Below are 14,967 nucleotides of genomic sequence, written 5' to 3'. Positions count from 1 at the left end.
GGTACGGCGCTGGGCGTCAGGCGGCGGGGGCGGGGGCTACTTCGGCCCGGGGCAGACCTGCCAGGCGAGGTGGTAGAGCGTGCTCACGCTCGCGTCCGTGGAGTCCATGGCCATGAAGCTCGTCGCGGTCTGCGGATTGGACGTGCCCGCATTCACCCGCAGTTCCGTATTGATGTTGAAGTTGCGTTTCTCCCCGCACGGGGCCCAGACCAGATCGGCGTATTCGGTCTTGTCGCTCGCCTGCCAGTTGTCGTTGTGCGGCCCGTTGAACTGATGCGTGCGCTGGGTCGTCTGGGGCATTCCCTGGAAGTAGTAGTTGGCCCGCTCCTGACCCCACGCACCGGGCTGGAGGAATGCGAATCCGCGGTAATCCGCCTGGACGATCGCATAGGTGAATCCCGAGGGGACGTGGACGCGGAGATTGAGCTGGCAGTTCTTGCGGAATGCCGTGGGCGGCGCGCCGAGCCCCACCTGTGCGAGATAGTCACTGTAGGTGATGGTGAAGGCGGTGTTGTCGGGTGCGACCGCCACCTCGGCGGTTCCCTCGCGGCAGCCGGATCCGTTCACGGTGGCGAGTTCGATCACGATCTTGTCGGGCGGAGCGGTGATCTGCGGGGTGTGGCCGGCCGCCCCGGCGGAGGTCGCCGCCGTGGCGATCAGCACGGCCGCCGCGCCACCGGTGAGCAGGGTACGAGACAGGGAATGAGACATCGTTGTCACTCCTGATCATCGATCGGTGTTTCCTGCGCTCACGCCGCGTCAGGCCGTCGCCGGGCATTCCTTCCACTCGAAGTGGTAGACCGTGCTCACGCTGCCGTCCGTCGAGTCCATGCTCATGAAGCTCAGGGCCTGCGGGTTCGAGGTCCCCGCGTAGACCCGCAGTTCGCTGTTGACGTTCAGGTTGCGCTCCTCGCCACAGGGCGCGAAGACCAGGTCCTGGTAGTCGGTCTGGTCGCTCGCCTGCCAGTTGTCGGAGTACGGTCCGCCGAACTGGTGGTTCGTGCGGGCCGTCTGCGGCATGCCCTGGAAGTAGTAGTTCGCGCGCTGCTGCCCGTAGGCCCCGCGCTGGAGGTGCGCGAAGCCGCGGTAGTCGGCGCGGGCGATGGCGTACGTGAACCCCTGCGGTACGTGGATCTGGAGGGCGAGCTGGCAGTTCTTGCGGAACTCGGTGCCGCCCGAGCCGGCGCCCGCCTGGGCCAGGTAGTTGCTGTACGTGACGCTGAACGAGGTGTTGTCGGAGGCGGTGGTGACCCCCGCGGTCCCCTGCGGGCATCCCGAACCGTTGACACCGACCACGTCGACGGTGATTCTGCCGGGCGGTGTGGACGGCGTGTCGGCCTGTGCGGGAACGGCCAGGGCGCATAACGCCGCGACCGCCGCGCCGACGGTGAGTCTGCGGAGCAACATCTTCGTTTCTCCATTCATCGGTCCGGTCATCGATCCGGAAGCACCGGGAACCGGGAGCCGGGACGGAACCGGAATCGGAACCGGAATCGGTTTCGAATTTGGGCATGCACATGTCACCACAGGGGATCCGCGGTGGGAAGGACGCGAAACGGCCAACCCCTCCGTCCCGCGCCGCCCTGGCCGAATTCGGCACCACCGAACCGGATGGCGCATGAAGGACATGCACGTCAAGACGCGAGGCACAGGAAGCTTGGCCGCGATAGGCTCGTACGAGGCGCAGGAGAGGGATGATGCGGATGTGTCGCTGGCTCGCCTACTCCGGTTCGCCTATGTTGCTCGACGCAGTGCTCTACCAGCCGGAACACTCACTGATCGATCAGAGCCTCCACGCCCGGATGGGCGTCGAGTCGACGAACGGCGACGGTTTCGGCATCGGCTGGTACAGCCCCGACGGTGGCGCCACTCCGGCGATCTTCCGGGACATCGGACCGGCCTGGAACAACCGCAACCTGCGGGAACTGGCCGCCCACGTCCGCTCTACGCTGTTCTTCGCCCATGTCCGCGCCTCCACCGGTTCGGCCATTCAGCAGACGAACTGCCATCCGTTCCGGCACGGCCGATGGCTGTGGATGCACAACGGCGCGATCACGGACTTCCAGCGCCTCCAGCGCGATCTGTGCATGGCCGTGGACCCCGCCCTGTTCCCCTGCATCGAAGGCTCGACCGACTCCGAGGTGATGTTCTACCTGGCCGTCACCTACGGCCTCGACCAGGACCCCCCGGGCGCGGTCGCCCGGATGGCGGGCCTGGTGGAGCACCTCGGCAAGGAGCACGGCGTCCCCGACCCGATGCAGATGACGGTCGCGGTCAGCGACGGCGAGCGGGTCTGGGCGTTCCGCTACTCCAGCGCGGGCAAGTCGCGTTCGCTCTTCTACAGCAGCAAGGCCGAAACGGTCCGGCATCTGCACCCGGAGCTGCCGTTCCTGCGGGAGGTCTCGGACGCGACGCGGCTGGTGGTCTCCGAACCCCTCGGCGACCTCCCGGGCGTGTGGAACGAGCTCCCCGAGGCAAGTTACGCGGTCCTCCCCTCGGCGGCCGTGGAGGACTACTTCCCGTTCATCCCCGAACTCCCCTGAAACCTCCGGAGCCCCGGCCACGTAGCGTCGTCAGGGAGGCGGCGGTTCGCTCACGACGGTACGGGGCCGGGGCCCGGCCTCAGCAGATGCGGGGCAGCTGCTCCCCGATCGGCAGGTCGACGACACGGGTGCCGCCGAGGCCGGTGCGGGCCACCACCAGGCCGGGGTGGGCCTCGACCGCCTCGCCGATCACGGTCGCGTGCCGGCCCAGCGGGTGCGCGCGCATCGCGTCGAGGACGGCGTCGGCGTGCTCTCGGGGTACGAACGCGACCAGCTTGCCCTCGTTGGCCACGTAGAAGGGGTCGAGGCCGAGGATCGCGCAGGCGTTGCCGACGGCCTCCGGGACCGGCACCCGGCCCTCGTGGATGACGACCCCGGCACCCGAGGCCGCCGCGATCTCGTTGAGAGCGGCCGCCAGCCCGCCGCGTGTGGGGTCGCGCAGGACGTGCAGATCGGGGGTGACCGCGAGCATGGCCTGGACGAGCCCGCCCAGCGGCGCGCAGTCGCTCTCGATGTCCACCCCGAATTCGAGGCCCTCGCGGACGCTCATGACGGCCACGCCGTGCAGGCCGATCTCCCCGCTGACGATGACCACGTCACCCGGCACGACGCGCTGCGGGCGCAGGTCCACCCCGTCGGGGATGAGCCCGATGCCGGCGGTGTTGAGGTAGATGCCGTCGCCGTGGCCGGACTCGACCACCTTGGTGTCCCCGGTGGCCACCTCGACGCCCGCGGCCCGCGCGGCCGCGCCGAGGTCCGCGGAGACCCGGGCCACCACGGAGAGCTCGACGCCCTCCTCGAGGATGAACCCGCAGGAGAGGTAGGCGGCCCGGGCCCCGCTCATGGCCAGGTCGTTGACCGTGCCGTTGACCGCGAGGTCCCCGATGCTGCCGCCGGGGAAGAACAGCGGCCGCACCACGTACGAGTCCGTCGAGAAGGCGAGGCGCGCCCCGCCCAGGGTGACCGCGGCCGAGTCGCCGAGCCGGGCGAGCACCTCGCCGCCGAAGGCGGGTGCGAAGACGTGCTGGACGAGCTCGGCGGAGAGGGCTCCGCCGCCTCCGTGGCCCATCACCACGCGGGGGCGGTCCCGCAGCGGGGCCGGACACGTCCAGCCGGTGACGTCGAGTACGGCGTCGGACAGGGCTTCAGACAACGGGGCTCGCCTCCAGCGGTGCGGTCCGGGCGGCCGGCGCGAGGTCGAGGCGCCGGTAGAGGTAGTACGCGGCGCACGCGCCCTCGCTGGAGACCATCGTGGCGCCGAGCGGGTTGCGCGGGGTGCAGGTGGTGCCGAACGCCTCGCACTGGTGCGGCTTGATGAGCCCCTGGAGGACCTCGCCGCTGCGGCACTCGGCGGGCTCCTGCGTGGCGATGTCCGTCACCGAGAAGCGGTGCTCGGCGTCGTAGTCCCGGTAGCGGGCGGACAGCCGCCAGCCGCTGCCGGGGATGACGCCGATGCCGCGCCAGGCGCGGTCGGTGACCTCGAAGACGTCCTCCAGCATGGCGAGGGCGGCCGGGTTCCCCTCCGGGCGGACGGCGCGCGCGTAGGCGTTGTCGACGGTGTGCTCGCCCCTCTCCAGCTGCCGGACGGCCCGGCGTACGCCTTCGAGGATGTCCAGCGGCTCGAAGCCGGTGACCACGATGGGGACCCGGTGGCGCGCGGCCAGCTCCGGGTACTCCCCCATGCCCATCACGCTGCACACGTGCCCGGCGGCGAGGAAGCCCTGGACCCGGCAGCTCGGGGAGGTCATGATCGCCTCGATGGCCGGGGGCACCCGGACGTGGGAGACGAGCAGGCTGAAGTTGCGGATCCCGAGCTTCTTGGCCTGATACACCGTCATGGCATTGGGCGGCGCGGTTGTTTCGAAGCCGATACCGAAGAACACCACCTCGCGCGCCGGGTTCTGCTGGGCGATCCGCAGGGCGTCGAGCGGGGAGTACACCACCCGTACGTCGCCGCCCTCGCTGCGCACCTGGAACAGGTCGCGGCCGGATCCGGGGACGCGGAGCATGTCGCCGAACGAGCAGAAGATGACGTCCGGGCGGGAGGCAATCTCCAGTGCCTTGTCGATGACCTCCAGCGGGGTCACGCACACCGGACAACCCGGTCCGTGAATCAACTCGACCTGTTCGGGGAAAAGTTGGTCGATCCCGTGTCGGATGATGGTGTGGGTCTGGCCTCCGCAGACCTCCATCAGCGCCCAGGGGCGGGTGACGGTGGCGTGGATGTCGTCGAGCAGGCGGCGGGCCAGCTCGGGGTCCTGGAATTCCTCGATGTACTTCACTGCTGCCGAGCCTCCTTTGCGGCGCCCTCGGCGTCCGCGGTGTGCCGCGGCTGCTCCGCGATGTCGTCGGCGAAGGGCCAGTCCTCCACGCCCGCCTCGGCCGCCGCCCGCTCCCAGGGGTCGCCGAACTCCTCCTGGAGCATGCCGAGCTGCGCGAAGAGTTCCAGGGTCTGCCGGGCCGACTCCTCGTCGAGCCGCTGGAGGGCGAAGCCGACGTGGACGATGGCGTACTCGCCGACCTGGAGGTCCGGGAGGTACTCCAGGCACACCTCCTTGACCACGCCGCCGAAATCGACGGTCGCCATGCGGGTGCCGTCCTTCTCCCCGATGTCAAGCACTCTGCCGGGTACCGCCAGGCACATGGCCCTCTCCTTGCTGTGGGTGTCGCGGGGCACTGGCCGCCACCATGAGCTGGCCGAGGGCCAGCCCCCCGTCGTTCGGCGGGACGCGGTGGTGGCGCAGAACGGTGAAGCCGCGCTCGCGCAGCAGGCGGGCGCAGGCGCTGGAGAGCACGGTGTTGGCGAAGACCCCGCCGCTCAGGGCGACGGTGTCGAGCCCGTGCCGCTCGCGCGCGAGGACGGCCAGCGTGCCCACGAGATCGGCGACGGCCGTGTGGAAGCGGGCGGCGATCAGCGCCTTGGGCGCGCCCGCCCGCACGTCGGCCACCACCGCCGCCAGTACGGGGGCCGGGTCGGCCGTGACCGGGGTCCCGCCGCCCGGTCCTTGCGGGTGCAGTGCGAAGGCGTAGCCGCCGTCCGCCGCCGTCCCGCACCCCGCGAGGGCCGCGGACTCCAGCTCGACGGCGGCCTGGGCCTCGTACCCGGCATGGTGGCAGACGCCGGCCAGGGAGGAGACGGCGTCGAAGAGGCGGCCCATGCTGGAAGTCGGCACGCAGTGCAGGTTCCGCTCCAACTGGCGTCGCAGAAGCCGTAGTTCCTCGGGCGGGCAGGCTGCCGTACAGGGCAGGTCCGGGTCCCAGTCGAGCCCGGCGGCGCGCAGATGGGACAAGGCCATCCGGTACGGCCGGTGCACGGCGGCATCGCCGCCCGGCAGCGGGACGTAGGCGAGGTGCGCGAACCGGGTGTACCCCGCGTAGTCCGCGAGCAGCACCTCCCCGCCCCACACCGCCCCGTCGTCGCCGTATCCGGTGCCGTCGAAAGCGACGCCGATCACCCTGCGGGCGCCGTCCTGCCCGTGTTCGGCCATCGCGGACGCGATGTGCGCGTGGTGGTGCTGGACTCCGAGGACCGGGCGGCCGGCGGCCCGGGCGCGGACCAGGCGGCCTGAGCGGTAGCCGGGGTGCCGGTCCACGGCGAGCAGCCCGGGCGCGACGCCGGTGATGGACTCCAGCTGCTGCTCGGCGCGTTCGAAGGCGTACTGCGTGGCCAGGTCGTCCATGTCCCCGATGTGCGCCGACAGCCAGGCCTTGCGGCCCTCGCCCAGGCAGAAGGCGTTCTTGAGGTCGCCCCCGGCGGCCAGCGTGGCGGGTACGGACAGCGGAAGCGGGAGGGGCAGCGGGGCGTGGCCGCGGGAGCGGCGCAGGGTCAGCGCCTCGCCGTCGCAGACGCGTACGACGGAGTCGTCGCAGGGGACGTGGATGGGCCGGTCGTGGGTGAGCCAGGCGTCGGCGAGCCGGCCGAGCCGGTCCATGGCCTCCGTGTCGTCGGTGATGATGGGCTCGCCCGACAGGTTTCCGCTGGTCATGACGAGCAGCCGGGGACCGGGCGGGTCGCCGGGCAGGCCGAGCAGCAGATGGTGCACGGGGGTGTACGGGAGCATCACGCCCAGGTCGGGGCTGCCAGGGGCGACGCCGTCGGCGACGAACTCCTCCTCGGCGGCTCCCGGGCGGCGGCGCAGCAGGACGATGGGGCGGACCGGCCCGGTGAGCAGGGCCCGTTCGGCCGGGCCGAGGTGGACGAGGTGCTCGATGTCGGCGGGCTCGCGGGCCATCAGGGCGAAGGGCTTGTGCCCGCGCGCCTTGCGGCGCCGCAGCTCGGCCACGGCCCCGGCGTGCGCGGCGTCGCAGGCGAGGTGGTAGCCGCCGAGGCCCTTGACCGCGAGGATCGCCCCGCCGGCCAGCAGCCGGCGGGCCTCGGCCACCGGGTCGGCGGCGGCCGTCTCGCGCGGCGGCGTACCGGCGAGCAGGCGCAGCCGGGGTCCGCAGGCGGGGCAGGCCACCGGCTGGGCGTGGAAGCGCCGGTCGGCGGGGTCGGCGTACTCGCGGGCGCAGTCCGGGCACATCGGGAAGCGGGCCATGGTCGTGTGCGCCCGGTCGTACGGCACCCCGGTGACGATGGTGAAGCGGGGGCCGCAGTGCGTGCAGGTGATGAAGGGGTGCCGGTGGCGCCGGTCGGCCGGATCGGCCAGCTCCGCCAGGCAGTCGGCGCAGGTGGCCGCGTCCGGGGAGACGAGGGTGCGGGCGGGCCCGCCGGAGCGGGAGGCGACGATGGTGAAGCCCGCGCCGCCGGAGGCGGGCACCTCGTGGTGGTCGACGGCGTCGACGACCGCCAGCGGCGGGGCCTCGGCCGCGAGCCGCTCGCAGAAGGCCGATACGGCCGCCGGGGCGCCTTCCACCTCGGCGACGACTCCCTCGGGGGTGTTGGTGACGTGCCCGGCGAGGCCGAGTACGGTCGCGCGGGTGTACACGTACGGCCGGAATCCCACGCCCTGTACCACTCCGCGCACGACGACCCGGCGGCGCTCCACGGCTTCCATCAGCGGGTCGGCACCACGCCGGAGTGCGGGTGCACGGCCCGGGAGACGGAGCCGGGACCGTGGTGGCCGGGGCCGGTTCCGGGACCCGGACCGTGGTCGTGGCCCGGACCGTGTTCATGGCCGGGGCCGTGGCCGGCGCCGGGTGCGTGGTGGTGGCCGGGTCCGTGGTCGTGTTCGTGGCCGGGGTCGGGGGCTTCCGTGTGGTGATGGTGGTGCGTGGCGGGCTGCTGTGCCATGACGGGGGCGTGCACCGGGCCTCCGGCGCCGACCGCCAGCGCCCGGTCGAGCAGGATGCCCTCGCCCTCGCCGCGGCGTGCCGAGGTCAGCACCACCTCCACCCCCGGGTTGACCTGCTGGACGTGCGCGCGGAAGGCCGCCTCGTCGAACTCCACGGCCTGCGCGATGTCCGTCTTCGTCACGACGACGAGCTGGGCCAGTCCGAACGCGGTCGGGTACTTGAGCGGCTTGTCCTCACCCTCCGTCACCGAGGCGAGGACGACGCGCAGCGATTCGCCGAGGTCGTACGAGGCGGGGCAGACGAGGTTGCCGACGTTCTCCACGAAGAGCATCCGGGTGTCCTCGGGCAGCCAGCCGTCGAGGTGCCGTCCGAGCATCGCGGCTTCGAGGTGGCAGAGCCCGTCGGTGAGCACCTGCTTGACGGGTACGCCCGAACGGGCCAGCCTCAGCGCGTCGTTCTCGGTGGCGAGGTCGGCGGTGAGGGCCGCGACCGGTACCCCGCGCTGGCGTGCCAGGCCGAGTTCGCGCTCCAGCAGGGCGGTCTTCCCGCTGCCCGGGCTGGACAGCAGGTTGACGACCGTGGTGCCGCGGGCGGTGAGTTCGGTGCGCAGGGCGTGCGCGGCCGAGTCGTTCTTGGCGAGGACCGCCTGCTTCAGGTCGACCACACGGCACATGGTTCAGTGCTCCTCGGAGATCGGTTCGCGGGTGGGGGCCGGGGGCCGGACGCGATCGGGGCCGGGGCCGTCCTCCCAGTGCACGCTGAGGATCTGCAGCTCGCGCCCGGTGAGGAGTTCGACGTCCGCGGCCTGCCCGCAGCCGGGGCAGACCAGCCGGGGCGGCATGCCGACCGCCCAGTCGCCCGTGCAGGAACGGCAGTGGGCGCGGGCGGCGACCTGCTCGGTCACGAGCTCGGCGCCCTCCAGGAGCGTCCCCGCACAGGCGAGTTCGAAGCAGAAGGCGAGTGCGTCGGGCACCACCCCGGCCAGTTCTCCGACTTGGAGCCGGACCGAGGTGACGGCGGTCGCGCCGCCGGCCTCGGCGGCTTCCTCCACCTGGCCCACCACCGCCATGGCGATCGACATCTCGTGCATGGGACTCCGTCCTGCCGGGCCTCATTAGACCGGCCTGCGCCGTACGGGGCGCTCGGGCACGCCGACGCGCCGACGCCCCGTACGCCATTCGGGCGCCGGGGCGGTCGCACGTCAGGGATCACATGGATCGCGGGTCTCAGGTCACGGGTCACATGCGGCGGATCTTCAGATAGCGCTGGATGTCGGGGAGCACCACGCTCAGCGCGCAGGCGAGGACGGCGGCGGCCGCGCCGCCGATGATGGCCTTCTTCATGGGTTCTCCTCAGTTGGCGGTGGCGTTGCGCTCTTGGTCGAGCAGTTCCTCGTCCGGGCTCAGGACCAGGTCCAGGACCATCCGTACGGCCTCCGGTACCGCTGCGGCCACCGGGGTGCTCAGGCCGATGCCCTCCTCCAGGGAATCGGGTTCGCAGCCGACGACCCAGATCCGCCGGGGCGGCGCGGTGCCCGTTCCGGCGCACAGGGTCTCCAGCAGGGCGAGCACCGCGTCGGGGGACATCTGGTGCCCGTCGAGTACCGGGCTCTGCGGGGCGAGGGAGCCGGGCTCGGCGGCCTCGATCAGGTACAGGGTGCCGGGGGCTCCGCCGCGGGCGGTGGCGTCCACCAGGACGAGGGTGTCGTAGCCGTCGAGGAGCTGGTAGGCGAGGTGGACCCCGCGTACGCCGATGTCCACCACCTCGACGTGTCCGGGCAGGCCGTGGCCGGGGTCGGCCAGCCTCTTGGCGGTCTCCACGCCGAAGCCGTCGTCGCCGAGGAAGACGTTGCCGATGCCGGCGATCAGGATGCGGCCGCTCACGCGCCCTCCAGGGGGGCGACCTCGTCGGGCTGGAAGTAGAGGAACCTGCCCTGTTCGCGCCGGATGTCGGCGCCCGGGTCCCCTTCGACGGTGACGGCGAGGTGCACCCCGCCGTCCACGTCGTGGAGGACGGCCTCGACCTGGGCGGCGGCGCCCTGCAGGAACAGGTCCTGGGCGTCGGTGCGCCGCAGCCCCGGGCGCAGGATCACGCGGCTGCCGGGGCCCACTGAGGTACCGTCGATCAGGATCCGGTCGCGGGCCGGGTCGGCGGGATCGGCGTGGGCCGGGTCCCACCAGGGGGTGTCCGGCTTGAACACGGCGTCCTCGTCGAAGAGTTCGGCGAACGACTCGGGGGTGGCCGCGCCGGGGTCGGTGATCTCGCGGAGCGCCCGGACGGCGCCGTGCAGGCGTTCCAGAACCTCGGGCGGCATGGTCTCGGCGAGGTCGATGACGGCGGCCGCGCGGGGGTCGGTGCCGCGGGCCTCACGCTTCTCCTGGTCGGTCAGGGCCGCCGTGCGCAGGGCGAGGATCTCGTCGATCTCGGTGGCGTCGTACATGGCCCCGATGCTCTCGGGGGCGATGCCGGGGTGGTCCTCCAGGATGATCGGCGAGGACAGCACCACGTCACTGCTGCCCGGTTCGCCGGCGAGGACGGGCCAGGTGTGCCGGTTGGCGCAGGTGGCGACGGAGGCCTTGGCCCATTCGGGCGGATCGGTCATCGAGAGGAAGGATCCGGCGCTGAGACCGAGCAGCAGGTGGGCCGCCACCAGTGAGCGCGGCAGGGCGGCATCGCGGTCCGCTCCCCCGGTCGCGCCGGCTCCCCCGGGCGAGCCTGCGGGCGTGTCCGTGCCCGGGGTCCAGTCGCTCGTGTTCTCGACCACGGCCGTGAGCTTGAACGCCCGGTACGGGACGTCCAGTTGCTCCGCACGCAGCAGCAGCACCCCGTCGGCCCGCTCGGTGCGCCGGACCAGCCGGCCCACCTCCCGGCCGTCGGCGCCGAGCACGGGCTCGGTCTCCTCGCGGGCGGGCCGGACGAAGGGCAGGGAGACCTCGCCCTCCTCCAACTCCGCGACGGGTACGGTCATTTCGACACGCTCCTCGGTTCCCTCGTCCCAGGGGACCAGGACCCGGTCGGGCAGGTGCAGTTCGGGCACGGCCTCGAACGAACCGTCCGCGCGGGCCTCTTCGACCGTGCGCCGCTGCGCGTGCAGGAAGCGCAGCTCGACGGCGAGGGTGGCCGCGCCCCGGGGTTCCATGACCACCTCGGTGCGCTGGAAGGAGTGCTCGCCGTGCGCGGGCCCCCACGCGGGCGGGACCAGCACGCCGAACTGCCAGCGCAGCCGGTTCTTCGCCGCCGAGGCCCGGTACGGGTAGAGGACGTAGCCCTCGAAGAGGACGGCGTCGGCCACCTGCCGGGCGACGGCGAAGCGTGATGCGGGCAAGGCCGTCGTGGTCATGGCGCGGTCCTCTCGGCGGCCCGCGGCAGTACGGCGCCGGCCCAGGCGGGGTCCGGGGGCGGCGGCTCGGCCGTCGACGCAGCGTCCAGCAGGCTCCGTACGGTCGCCTCCCAGGAGGCGAGCGCGTGACGGGAGCGGTAGGCGAGCAGGTCCGCCATGGTGTCGCGGGGCAGCCGCAGCCAGCCGCAGCCGGGGAAGTGCTGCTCGACCATCTCGTGCCACACCTCGGCGGGCATCCGGAACGGTGCTTCGCGGTCCCAGGGGACGGGTTCGACCTGGAAGCCCCCGGCGCCGGTGAAGGCCGTGCCGGAGAACAGCATCAGCAGCGGCGCCTCGCCCTCCTCCAGGGCGCTGAGGTAGCGGCCCGAGGCGATGTCCATGTCGTACGAGCACGGCACGACGACATCGGTCTCGGTCTCCCCGGTGAAGCTGGGGACCATCACCGAGACCTGGGCGAACTGGAGGGGCTGGAGGGTGTTCCCCCAGCGGGCCCGCTCGCCGAACAGGTCGTGCAGCGCGGCTGCTTCGCCCGTGCCGTAGCCGCGCCGGGCCGGCTCGATGCGGATCTGGCAGCGCAGCGCCAGCGCATGGACGCGCTTGTCCGGGGCGGTGGTGATGCGCAGCCGGAAGACGAGGGTCGGGCCCGCCGCGTACTGGTCGGCGCGCACCCCGGTGCAGGCGAAGGTGAAGTCGGTCACGACCGCGCCTCCCCCGCTCCGGCCGGGACCTTGGCCCGGCGCTCCACCTGGGCGAAGAAGGCGTTCAGCGCGGCGCGGGCCTCAGCCCCGCCGTCGAAGCCCTGCCACAGCAGCCGCATCCGCCCCACCAGCTCGTAACAGATGTCGATGGGCACGAGGTAGCACTCGGTGCGGCCCTCGGTCCGGCGCAGCAGCAGCGCCTCCACGTCGGGTTCGAGCAGCGCGGCGAGCGCCCCGCCGCCGAGCACGTTCTGCCAGGTGGCCGGGTCCAGTTCGCTTTCGGTGGCGCCGGCCGGGCTCGGGTAGAGCGCGACCAGCCGGTCGAGGGCGGCGTTGCGGAAGAAGAAGGCGACGCCGACCGGGATCTGGAGCTGCTCCCAGGCCCCCTCGCCGAGCCGGTGGTCCGGGTCGGTGAGGTAGCGGTCGGGGACGGCGCGGAAGCGCCCGGTGGCGGCGCCGGGCCGGTCGAACAGCAGGGCGCAGGCGGTGCAGGCGCAGACCAGCGCCCTCTTCTCGACCTCCACCAGATGGCGGTGGCCGTCCTCGCGGACCGCCACCCCGCACAGCTCGCAGCGCTCGGGGCGGGGCGGCCGGGGCCCCGTGAACCGGCGCAGGCCGCGCGGGCCGCGCAGCCCGGCGGAGCCGAGAGCCCCGGCGGAGCCGGTGCCCGGCTCCGCCGTCTCCCAGGGGTGCGTCGCGTTCACCGGGCCCGCGCCGGGGCCTGCGGGCGGGTGCCGATCTGGAGCAGCGGCAGGGCCGCTTCGGCCGCTTCGAGCTCCACCGCGGTCACCTCGGGCGCGAAGCAGGCCAGGGCGTCCTCGACGCTCCGCGGCACGGTGTCCCCGCCGGAACCGCAGCCGCAGCCGCCGCCCGGCGCGGACCGCAGGCGCAGCGTGCCGGTGGCCGCGTCGTACCCGACGAGCGACACGGGGTCGCCGACGGAGTCCAGCGCCCGGGCGATCCGGGTGTGCACGTCCTCCGGGTGCAGGTCGTGCAGGGCGAGCAGGCTCGCGACGAGCTCGTCGTCCAGCAGCCCGCCGAGGCGCTCCACGCCGAGCCGCTCCACGATCCGGGCGAGCCCGGCCCCGTAGAAGTCCATGAGCACGCGCACCAGTTCCTCGGCCGCGGCGCAGGCCTCGCGGTCGCCCGAGGCGGCCAGCCGGTCCAGGACCTCGTCCACGCGCCGGCCCGCCTCGCGGGCGTCGGTCGCCTGCGCGCTCATCCGCCGAGTCCGCTCAGGCCGGTGGGCACGTGCATCTGCTTGACCGTCTTGCCGCCGCCGACGTACATGTGCACGCCGCAGGGCAGGCAGGGGTCGAAGCTGCGCACGGCGCGCATGATGTCGATGCCCTTGAAGTTCTCCGGGGAGTTCTCCTCGAAGATCGGGGTGTTCTGGACGGCGTCCTCGTACGGTCCGGGGGTGCCGAAGGTGTCGCGGGTGCTGGCGTTCCACGGGGTCGGCGGGTACGGGTGGTAGTTGGCGATCTTGCCGTCGCGGATCACCATGTGGTGCGAGAGCACGCCGCGCACGGCCTCGGTGAAACCGACTCCGATGGACTCGTCCGGGACCTCGAACTTCTCCCAGGTCTGGGTGCGTCCGGCGCGGACCTCGGCCAGGCCCTTCTCGGCGCAGTGCAGCGCGATGGCGGCCGCGTACGCCTGGAAGTACGTGCGGGCGCGGTTGCGCTCCAGCGCGTTGCTCCACTGCGGGATCTTCCACTCGAAGCGCGTCTCGGGCTTGGTCATGGTGCGGGGCAGCGTGATGACCACGCTGTGGCCGGTGGCCTGGACGTAGTCGGTGTGGACGAGCCCGGACAGGGCGGTGGACCACAGGCGGGCGATGGGGCCGCCGCCGGTGTCGAGGGCCAGGTGGTCCTTGCCGTCGAACCAGCGCGGGGACATCACCCAGCTGTACTTGTCGTCGAAGTTCCGCTTCTGCGGGGCCGGGATGGTGTGCTGGTTCCACGGGTGGCGGGCGTCGACCGGGTTGCCGAGGGGGTCGTGGGTGACGAACTTCTCCTGGCCCTGCCAGTCGTCGTAGTACGAGCTGCCGAGCAGGATGCGGATGCCGAGATTGATCTCGGTGAGGTCGTTGGTGACGAGCTTCCCGTCCACCACCACGCCCGGGGTGACGAACATCTTCCGTCCCCAGTCGGTCATGTTGGCGTACGTGAAGTCGCAGTACTCGGGGTCGTTGAGCGCGCCCCAGCAGCCCAGCAGGACGCGCCGGCGGCCGACCTCCTCGTAACCGGGCAGTGCCTCGTAGAAGAAGTCGAACAGGTCGTCGTGGAGCGGGACGACCTTCTTCATGAACTCGCAGTACCGCATGAGGCGGCTCATGTAGTCCGTGAAGAGCTGGACGGAGGCGATGGTGCCGACACCGCCCGGGTAGAGGGTGGAGGGGTGCACGTGGCGGCCCTCCATCAGGCAGAACATCTCGCGCGTGTACCGGCTGACCTGGAGGGCCTCGCGGTAGAACTCGCCCTCGATGGGGTTGAGCGAGCGCATGATGTCGGCGATGGTGCGGTAGCCGTGGTCACCGGCGTGCGGGGCCTCGGTGCGCTCGGCGAGTTCGAGGACGCCGGGATTGGTCTCGCGGACCATCTTCTCGCAGTAGTCGACCCCGACCAGGTTCTCCTGGAAGATGTTGTGGTCGAACATGTACTCCGCCGACTCGCCCAGGTTGATGATCCACTCGGCGAGGTGGGGCGGCTTCACGCCGTACGCCATGTTCTGGGCGTAGACGGAGCAGGTGGCGTGGTTGTCGCCGCAGATCCCGCAGATGCGGCTGGTGATGAAGTGCGCGTCGCGGGGGTCCTTGCCGCGCATGAAGACGCTGTAGCCGCGGAAGACGGACGAGGTGCTGTAACACTCCGCGACCCTCTTCTGCTTGAAGTCGATCTTCGTGTGGATGCCGAGACTGCCCACGATCCGGGTGATCGGATCCCAGGCCATCTCCACCAGGCCGCTGCCGTCACCGGCCGCCTTCGTCTTCGGTGTCATCTTGTCTGCCGTGACCCTTCTTGGAGACGGGAGCTGGGGGTTTGGGGAGGCGCAGCGGTGGGGCGCGGGGCCCGGGGGGCCCCCCCCCCCCCCCCCCCCCCCCCCCCCCGGGGCGCCGGCGGCCCCGGCACCCCGGGGTGGGGGTTGC

At 72.2% G+C, this 14,967-nt stretch carries 16 protein-coding genes; 1 reads left to right on the top strand and 15 read right to left on the bottom strand.

Going from position 1 to position 14,967, the window contains the following annotated elements:
* Positions 1 to 36: 36 nt before the first annotated feature.
* Together ACFXGI_RS05485 and ACFXGI_RS05480 are read right to left on the bottom strand one after the other, a co-directional pair.
* Positions 37 to 711 carry a DUF4360 domain-containing protein gene (locus ACFXGI_RS05485; RefSeq protein ID WP_384703662.1) on the bottom strand — a complete coding sequence of 225 codons (675 nt, stop codon included), beginning with the start codon at positions 709 to 711 and terminating at the stop codon, positions 37 to 39.
* Between the two features lie 48 nt (positions 712 to 759).
* Positions 760 to 1,407 (bottom strand): DUF4360 domain-containing protein, encoded by a 648-nt coding sequence (locus ACFXGI_RS05480; RefSeq protein WP_384703659.1) that lies wholly within the window; start codon positions 1,405 to 1,407, stop codon positions 760 to 762.
* Positions 1,408 to 1,703: 296 nt separating this feature from the next.
* On the opposite strand from ACFXGI_RS05480, the gene ACFXGI_RS05475 reads away from it, so the two are divergent.
* Positions 1,704 to 2,543 (top strand): class II glutamine amidotransferase, encoded by an 840-nt coding sequence (locus ACFXGI_RS05475; protein ID WP_384704092.1) that lies wholly within the window; start codon positions 1,704 to 1,706, stop codon positions 2,541 to 2,543.
* 79 nt (positions 2,544 to 2,622) lie between these two features.
* Here ACFXGI_RS05475 and hypE read toward each other — a convergent pair whose 3' ends face one another.
* The 13 genes from hypE to ACFXGI_RS05410 all read right to left on the bottom strand — a co-directional run bounded on the left by hypE (position 2,623) and on the right by ACFXGI_RS05410 (position 14,819).
* Positions 2,623 to 3,612, bottom strand: coding sequence for a hydrogenase expression/formation protein HypE (gene hypE / locus ACFXGI_RS05470; RefSeq protein WP_384704090.1), 990 nt, complete (start codon positions 3,610 to 3,612; stop codon positions 2,623 to 2,625).
* Positions 3,613 to 3,688: 76 nt separating this feature from the next.
* Positions 3,689 to 4,825 (bottom strand): hydrogenase formation protein HypD, encoded by a 1,137-nt coding sequence (gene hypD, locus ACFXGI_RS05465; protein ID WP_384703656.1) that lies wholly within the window; start codon positions 4,823 to 4,825, stop codon positions 3,689 to 3,691.
* The gene (locus tag ACFXGI_RS05460; protein WP_384703653.1) at positions 4,822 to 5,187 is read right to left on the bottom strand and encodes a HypC/HybG/HupF family hydrogenase formation chaperone; all 366 of its coding nucleotides are present in this window, start codon (positions 5,185 to 5,187) and stop codon (positions 4,822 to 4,824) included. The genes hypD and ACFXGI_RS05460 overlap by 4 nt, the downstream gene beginning before the upstream one ends.
* The gene (gene hypF / locus ACFXGI_RS05455; protein ID WP_384703650.1) at positions 5,156 to 7,540 is read right to left on the bottom strand and encodes a carbamoyltransferase HypF; all 2,385 of its coding nucleotides are present in this window, start codon (positions 7,538 to 7,540) and stop codon (positions 5,156 to 5,158) included. Before hypF ends, ACFXGI_RS05460 begins: the two co-directional genes overlap by 32 nt.
* The gene (gene hypB, locus ACFXGI_RS05450; RefSeq protein WP_384703647.1) at positions 7,540 to 8,451 is read right to left on the bottom strand and encodes a hydrogenase nickel incorporation protein HypB; all 912 of its coding nucleotides are present in this window, start codon (positions 8,449 to 8,451) and stop codon (positions 7,540 to 7,542) included. Before hypB ends, hypF begins: the two co-directional genes overlap by 1 nt.
* Positions 8,452 to 8,454: 3 nt before the next feature.
* Positions 8,455 to 8,868, bottom strand: coding sequence for a hydrogenase maturation nickel metallochaperone HypA (locus tag ACFXGI_RS05445; RefSeq protein WP_384703644.1), 414 nt, complete (start codon positions 8,866 to 8,868; stop codon positions 8,455 to 8,457).
* 148 nt (positions 8,869 to 9,016) lie between these two features.
* The gene (locus tag ACFXGI_RS05440) at positions 9,017 to 9,121 is read right to left on the bottom strand and encodes a DUF6893 family small protein (RefSeq protein ID WP_384703642.1); all 105 of its coding nucleotides are present in this window, start codon (positions 9,119 to 9,121) and stop codon (positions 9,017 to 9,019) included.
* Positions 9,122 to 9,130: 9 nt separating this feature from the next.
* Positions 9,131 to 9,661: a hydrogenase maturation protease gene (locus ACFXGI_RS05435; RefSeq protein ID WP_384703639.1), complete on the bottom strand. Its 531-nt coding sequence runs from the start codon at positions 9,659 to 9,661 to the stop codon at positions 9,131 to 9,133.
* Positions 9,658 to 11,118, bottom strand: coding sequence for a hypothetical protein (locus ACFXGI_RS05430; RefSeq protein ID WP_384703636.1), 1,461 nt, complete (start codon positions 11,116 to 11,118; stop codon positions 9,658 to 9,660). The genes ACFXGI_RS05435 and ACFXGI_RS05430 overlap by 4 nt, the downstream gene beginning before the upstream one ends.
* Entirely contained in the window at positions 11,115 to 11,816 is a 702-nt protein-coding gene (locus ACFXGI_RS05425; protein WP_384703633.1) for a DUF6084 family protein, read from the bottom strand. The genes ACFXGI_RS05430 and ACFXGI_RS05425 overlap by 4 nt, the downstream gene beginning before the upstream one ends.
* The gene (locus ACFXGI_RS05420) at positions 11,813 to 12,448 is read right to left on the bottom strand and encodes a DUF5947 family protein (protein ID WP_384704088.1); all 636 of its coding nucleotides are present in this window, start codon (positions 12,446 to 12,448) and stop codon (positions 11,813 to 11,815) included. The genes ACFXGI_RS05425 and ACFXGI_RS05420 overlap by 4 nt, the downstream gene beginning before the upstream one ends.
* Positions 12,449 to 12,516: 68 nt before the next feature.
* On the bottom strand, positions 12,517 to 13,038 hold the full coding sequence (locus ACFXGI_RS05415; RefSeq protein ID WP_384703630.1) for a hypothetical protein: 522 nt from the start codon (positions 13,036 to 13,038) through the stop codon (positions 12,517 to 12,519).
* On the bottom strand, positions 13,035 to 14,819 hold the full coding sequence (locus ACFXGI_RS05410) for a nickel-dependent hydrogenase large subunit (RefSeq protein ID WP_030856636.1): 1,785 nt from the start codon (positions 14,817 to 14,819) through the stop codon (positions 13,035 to 13,037). Before ACFXGI_RS05410 ends, ACFXGI_RS05415 begins: the two co-directional genes overlap by 4 nt.
* Positions 14,820 to 14,967 lie beyond the last annotated feature (148 nt).

The organism is Streptomyces sp. NPDC059355 (assembly GCF_042752335.1).
Lineage (GTDB): Bacteria > Actinomycetota > Actinomycetes > Streptomycetales > Streptomycetaceae > Streptomyces.
Note: the sequence above shows the minus strand (reverse complement) of the source record. Positions and strands in the feature narration are given on the sequence as shown.